The organism is Christiangramia qingdaonensis, assembly GCF_048381525.1.
In the GTDB taxonomy this organism is placed as follows: Bacteria; Bacteroidota; Bacteroidia; order Flavobacteriales; family Flavobacteriaceae; genus Christiangramia.
The window spans coordinates 833,374-839,645 of sequence record NZ_JBLWIM010000008.1 but is presented as its reverse complement, the minus strand read 5'-3'; the positions used below and the strand labels follow the sequence as shown (position 1 = coordinate 839,645).

Annotated in this window: 5 protein-coding genes; 2 read left to right on the top strand and 3 right to left on the bottom strand. The window is 39.4% G+C overall.

What is annotated here, in order from left to right; translation table 11 throughout:
* Positions 1-858: GTPase ObgE (gene obgE / locus ACNI3T_RS04635; protein WP_418226811.1), on the top strand; the 858-nt coding region annotated here is incomplete at its 5' end.
* A 69-nt stretch (positions 859-927) separates the two neighbouring features.
* Positions 928-1,449: a DUF4136 domain-containing protein gene (locus ACNI3T_RS04630; RefSeq protein WP_418226810.1), complete on the top strand. Its 522-nt coding sequence runs from the start codon at positions 928-930 to the stop codon at positions 1,447-1,449.
* Between the two features lie 85 nt (positions 1,450-1,534).
* Here the strand turns inward: ACNI3T_RS04630 and ACNI3T_RS04625 are convergent, their stop codons facing one another.
* From ACNI3T_RS04625 to ACNI3T_RS04615, 3 genes are all read right to left on the bottom strand, one after another.
* The gene (locus ACNI3T_RS04625) at positions 1,535-3,229 is read right to left on the bottom strand and encodes an OmpA family protein (protein WP_418226809.1); all 1,695 of its coding nucleotides are present in this window, start codon (positions 3,227-3,229) and stop codon (positions 1,535-1,537) included.
* Positions 3,230-3,241: 12 nt separating this feature from the next.
* Positions 3,242-4,174 (bottom strand): PorP/SprF family type IX secretion system membrane protein, encoded by a 933-nt coding sequence (locus ACNI3T_RS04620; RefSeq protein ID WP_418226808.1) that lies wholly within the window; start codon positions 4,172-4,174, stop codon positions 3,242-3,244.
* 22 nt (positions 4,175-4,196) lie between these two features.
* The coding region (locus tag ACNI3T_RS04615; RefSeq protein ID WP_418226807.1) for a gliding motility-associated C-terminal domain-containing protein at positions 4,197-6,272 on the bottom strand (2,076 nt) is incomplete at its 5' end.

Below are 6,272 nucleotides of genomic sequence, written 5' to 3'. Positions count from 1 at the left end.
CATGTAATCGTAAAGGGGAATGATAACCTCTGGACATTATTCCATCTTAAGTTTAAACGTCACGTTAAGGCTGAGCACGGTGGTAATGGGAGTAAACAAAGAAGTTCTGGTGCCCAGGGTACAGATGAGTATATCGATGTACCATTAGGTACTGTGATCAGGGATACTGAAACTAACGAGATCATTAAAGAAATTACTGAAGATGGTCAGGAATTTATAATTGCTGAAGGCGGTAAAGGTGGGTTGGGAAACTGGCATTTCAAAAGTTCAACCAATCAGACTCCAAGATATGCTCAACCAGGAATTGATGGGCAGCAAGTTGATATTACCCTGGAACTAAAAGTTCTTGCAGATGTTGGCCTGGTAGGTTTTCCTAATGCTGGAAAATCAACCTTGCTTTCAGTTATTACTGCTGCAAAACCAAAGATCGCCAATTATGAATTTACCACATTAAAGCCAAATTTAGGGATTGTTCAGTATCGAGATTTTCAAACTTTCGTGGTGGCAGATATTCCAGGGATCATCGAGGGAGCAGCAGAAGGTAGAGGTCTTGGACATCGATTCTTAAGACATATCGAGCGTAACTCAACGCTACTTTTCTTAATTCCTTCAGATGCGAAGGATATTAAAGAGCAGTACGATATTCTTGTTGATGAGCTTAGGCGATACAATCCTGAATTAATGGATAAGGACAGGTTGATCGCAATTTCGAAAAGTGATCTTTTAGATGAGGAACTTAAGGCAGAAATGAAATCACAACTTGATAAAGAACTTGATTTTCCATACCTGTTTATTTCTTCCGTAGCTCAAAAAGGACTGCAGGAACTTAAGGATAAATTATGGCAAATGCTTAATTAAGCTTGTTTAATTCCTGTTAAACAGGTGTTTGCTCCGGCTGGTTTTGGCTAATTTTAGAAAAAACCGGTTATGAAGATTTTTAAAATATCTACTTTATTATTATTTATGGCTGCCTGTAATACACCACAGGCAGTCTACGATTATGATCAAACAGTTCAGTTCGATCAATACACTTCCTATTCAATTTATTCAGATTTACAAACAGGACTCAATCAGCTTGATCAGGACAGGCTTTTAAATGCTTTAAACTCTAAGATGCAGGAAAAGGGCTTCAGTAGATCTGAGACAGCCGGACTTCAGGTAAATGTATATACGCAGGAGTACGAAAGAGATAATCGTAGCAGAGTTGGTCTTGGCCTTGGTGGAGGCGGAGGTAATGTGGGTGTGGGAGTGAGCGGAGGTATTCCTATTGGAAAAATGGATACCTATATGGAGCTAACTTTTGATTTTGTAGATATTGAGAAAGATGCATTGGTCTGGCAGGCGGTAGTAGAAAGTAGTTTTGATGTTAAAGCTGATCCAGAAAAACGTCAAAAGATTTTTGATAGAATAGTTGAGAAAGCTTTAGAAGGATATCCTCCAAAGAAATAGTCAGTTTAAATTATAATAATAAAAAAGCCCCATGCAATTGCATGGGGCTTTTCATTTTGATTGGTTAGTTAGTACAAGGTTGAACCTAGTTCTCGCTTTCTTCAATCATATCATCATCCATATAATCTTCAGAATCACCTTCTGTCATTGACTGACTTTCAGAGTTTCTGTTCGATACTACAAATGCGCTTCTTCTGTTCTTAGCATATTCTGCATTAGTACATCCGGTTGGTTGAGTACAGTCATTTACTGGACGTGTTTCACCATAACCTTCAGAACTTAGTCTGCTTCTGTCAATTCCCTTCTTAACAAGGTAGTCGACTGTAGAAGCTGCTCTTCTCTTAGATAACGCCATGTTATAGCTATCAGAACCTCTAGCATCTGCATGAGACTCAACTTTCACTTTGATATTTGGATAATCATTCATGTAAGTCACTACTGAATCCAGAACAACTTCAGACTCTTTCTTGATCGTTGCTTTGTCAAAATCGAAGTAGATTTTGCTACCATCGATTGGGATAAGATCCTGACCGCTGGTTGGGTCAACTTCAGTAGGAGCTTCAACGATCTCATTCTCTTCACGTATGAATTGATATAGATTATCTGTACCTCTTCTATTTGAAGCAAAGTATCCAGTTTCATCACTTTCTTTCACGACATATGCGAAGTCATCGTTACCACTGTTTATTGATGCTCCAAGATTTTCTACTTCGCTGAAGTCACCTTCAGTTCTGTAAATATCAAGGTTTCCAAATCCCTGATGTCCATCTGAAGTGAAGTATAATACATCATTTTCACTAATGAATGGGAATTGCTCTCTGTGAGCAGTATTTACTCCCGCTCCGAGATTTTGAGGAGTTCCGAAGGTTCCATCTTCATTGATTTCTACCATGTAGATGTCGAAAGATCCACTTCCACCAGGCATATCGCTGGCAAAGTATAACTTCGATCCATCTGCGCTCAGGCTTGGGTGTTCTACGGAATATTCTTCACTGCTAAAAGGAAGTTTTTCAACATTGGTCCACTCACCATCTACCATTTCAGCACGGTAAATGCTAATGTGAGCTACACGAACATCATTCTCATTTTTCACACGATCTTCATTCGTTCTGTCAAAATAGATAGTGTTTCCATCCTGGCTAAATGTTGCTGAACTCTCATGCTCATCTGTATTGATAACATCTGAAAAAAGAACTATATCTTTCATTTCACCATCATCATCCATTTGCGCGCTGTAAAGATCTAATGCAGGCATTTTATTCCAAGGATAGATAGGACGCTCCTGGTTTCTTGTAGATGCAAAAGCCACTCGGTCACCATAGAATCCAATTCCGAAGTCGGAAGATGAAGCATTGTTCATGATCTGATCGTACTTAAATTTATGAGGAACTATAGTGTCAAGAGTATTCTTGAATTCTTCATGATTCCAGTCATTTCCAGTTAACTCGTTCATTAGCTCATCGGCTTTTACATAATTACCCTGAGCCATCAATGCGTGAGCATAACGGAATTGATACTCCGGCGCAACTGCACCGGAATGTCTTAAAAATAACATCTCATATACTTCAGCTGCATTCTGCATCTGGTTGGTATAGAAGTAAGAGTCTCCAAGATTCTGAAGAACCTCCTGAGATTTTTCATTTACATTTTCATAAGCATCAGCTGCATCGATATAAGCTGCATTGGCGAAAAACTTGTTTCCGTCTCTAATGTCAGACTTTTGACCGAAAGCTGTAATGCTCACGAATAAAATTAAAAGTGTACTATATATATTTTTCATCTTAGTCTGGTTTTAGAAGAATCTTGGTGATTTGTCATATCCTTTCTTAAGTCCGAATAGGTCCAGATCAAACAATAGCATGATCTCATGAGAACCATCATCGCTCAGGTCATAAGTTGGGTAATCGTATGCATACCCAATTCGCAATCCCGGAGTAACCTGAAAGTTTACCAAGCCTGTAACAGACTTATCGAATCTATAACCAACACCTGCTTCAAATCTGTCATAAAGCAATGCGTTCGCATTCACGTCAACAGATAGTGGTGATCCTTCAACCCCTCTAACCATAGTAGAAGGCTTTAGTTTAAAGTTTTCAGTAATGTCAAACACATAACCACCGGTAAGGTAGTAATGGATCTCTTCTGAACCTTTATCTCTTAGCAACTGGCTGTCATCAAGGTGATCTGCCGTTAATAAGTTAGGTGCAGAAACACCTAAGTAGTGCTTGTCACCAAACCAGAAAGCTCCAACTCCAAATACAGGAAATACTTCGCTGATGTTTTGGAATGCTGCATCACCTGGATCATTTACATCTAAGCCAGCAAGGTTTGCGTCGAATGTCGTTAGACCTGCCTTTGCACCGAAAGATAACTTTGTGTTATCACCAGTTGGGATCACGTATGCGAAATCTGCAGTAATGTTATTTGTTTTCTCAACATCACCAATTTCGTCATGAACTACAGTTAATCCAAGTTCAACACGCTCACTTACAGGAGTGTGGGCAAAGAAGTTGAGGGTGCGAGGTGCACCATCAACATCTGTCCATTGCATTCTGTAAATCGCACCCATGTTTAACATGCCTGGATCGTCTGTCGCATAAGCAGGATTCACTACACTCATATTGTACATGTACTGAGTGAAGAGCGGATCTTGCTGAGCCATACCCTTTATAGAGAAAAGGATAATGCCTGCGAATAATAAATATTTTGTGATTATTTTTTTCATCTCTTGTTCTTATTTATCCTAATTATCTACTTAAGTATACTTTTCCTCTTCTTGGCTCAGTGCTACCATCTTTAAAGTCCAGGTAATAGAAGTAAACTCCTACTGGTAACAAACCGTCACCGAATGAACCTTGATTGCTGGTACCATCCCAGTTTGGAGTATTTGCATTCCCCTTGTAAACTGAGTCACCCCATCTGTTGTAGATCTCAATAGTATAGTTAGGATAGAAATCTTCGATATATCTAATCTCGAAATCATCGTTTAATTGATCACCGTTTGGTGAAATACCTTCTGGTATGAAGAATTCACATTCCAGGCTAACGTTCACAGCAAGTCTTTGTGAGCTATCACAATCTGATGCCGGGTCGTATAGCGAAGCGAAATATGTTACTCCATCCTGAAGTGCTGTTCCTGTACTTAATGGATCAGTACTATCTGCACTTGCATACCACGTTACATTTGAAGTCTGGTCTATTGCATCATTCAGGTCTGCGATCGTTGGATCGTCGAACTGGCAGAAAGTTTGATTTGCATCTTCGATCGTTGGAGTTCCAGGATCTGTAATGCTAACATTGAACGTAGTAGCTACAGATTCACAACCTGCATCTCCTAGTTGAGTTACATAATAAGTTCCTTCAGTCAAAGGAGCATCATCAGCTACCATCATTGTAAGATCAGCATCAGTATAGAAAGTTAGATCTTCATTACCTGCTGTTAGATCTGCACCAGTTGGATCAAGGATCGCACAGAAAGTTGCATCTCCAACTACCGGAGCATCTCCTACTTCCTGAACAGTAATTGTAAACTCAGCAGTATCATCTCCACAGTCATTGATGGCAGCTACTGTATAAGTCACAGTGTAAGTTCCTGCATCAAAAGTTGAAGGATCCATCAATCCATCTGTTACAACCGTACCATCTTCAACAGTGAACTCACCGTCTGTATCAGCATCTACTGATAAGAAATCAAACAGGTTCTGTACACCATCGTTTTGACAAACGGCGATTTCCATATCCATTCCTGCAAAAGCAGCATCCTGTACAGTAATTGTAAAGGTTGCAGATGCTTCGCCAGTTGTACATGGAGAATCTTCAGTTAGAGTATATGTAATTTCGAAATCACCTTCACCCATCATAGTAGGACTAAATGTTCCGTCTTCATATCCTTCAAACGTTCCGTTTAGGTTTGCACCTTCAGGTAAATAAGAGAATAAATCTACATCTTCAGCATTTCTGCAGATTGGAGTAGGGTTCTCGATCGTTCCAATTTCAGCAGCAATTTCGTCAACAAGGACTGCTGTTAATTCAACACTGTCAGTACAGTTTCCATTTGAAACAGTATAAGACGTGGTAAATACAGTTTGATCTTCATTGTTGTTGAAATCTTCAATAATTTGTTGAATAGTAGGTTCGAACGTCCCATTTGTAGGTACATTTTCACCGAGTAGATTAATGTAGAAGTTTCTCGTTTGAGAAAGCGTGAATGTCTCTACAGACGCCCTGCAAAGCTCTACACTATTATCATCTCCGGCATCAATAGCTTCATTCACGATTATTGTAAAATCAGCTGTGTCCATTGACCCAGGTGTTACACAATCAGAAGAATCATCAACTGTGTATGTAATTTGATAACCTGCATCATTCGGGCCCACTGAAGCGTCAAACATTCCATTTATAACGTTGTCACCGGTAAAGGTTCCTCCTGGAAAAGAATTTTCAGTCAAGAACTCTGAAAGCTCTATCATGCCTTCTGAGACACAAATAGATTGATCTTCAATTTCACCTGCTTCGGCGTCCTGAATGTTATTAATTGTGACATCAATAGTGATAGTACCATCTCCACATCCTATTTCCGATTCATCAGTATATTCAAAAGTAAACGTCGCAGACTCACCACTTGGAGAACCAATATAGTCTGATAAATTACCAGCTTCAACTACTGCCTCACTGTTATAGTTTTCTGTGTCAAAGTCTTCAACGCCAGCTTCCTCTACAAGAGTTTGTAAGTAGTCAAGACTTTGTTCTTGTGTTCCAATGAAATCTGCAGCCTCAGTAACACAAAGTGTTCTTGAAATTTCTGTTGAAACTTCGGAATCCTG

Bases quoted from the DNA above. Each gene is read 5' to 3' on its own strand.
- ACNI3T_RS04630 (WP_418226810.1), top strand. From the start codon at position 928: ATGAAGATTTTTAAAATATCTACTTTATTATTATTTATGGCTGCCTGT.
- ACNI3T_RS04625 (WP_418226809.1), bottom strand. From the start codon at position 3,229: ATGAAAAATATATATAGTACACTTTTAATTTTATTCGTGAGCATTACA.
- ACNI3T_RS04620 (WP_418226808.1), bottom strand. From the start codon at position 4,174: ATGAAAAAAATAATCACAAAATATTTATTATTCGCAGGCATTATCCTT.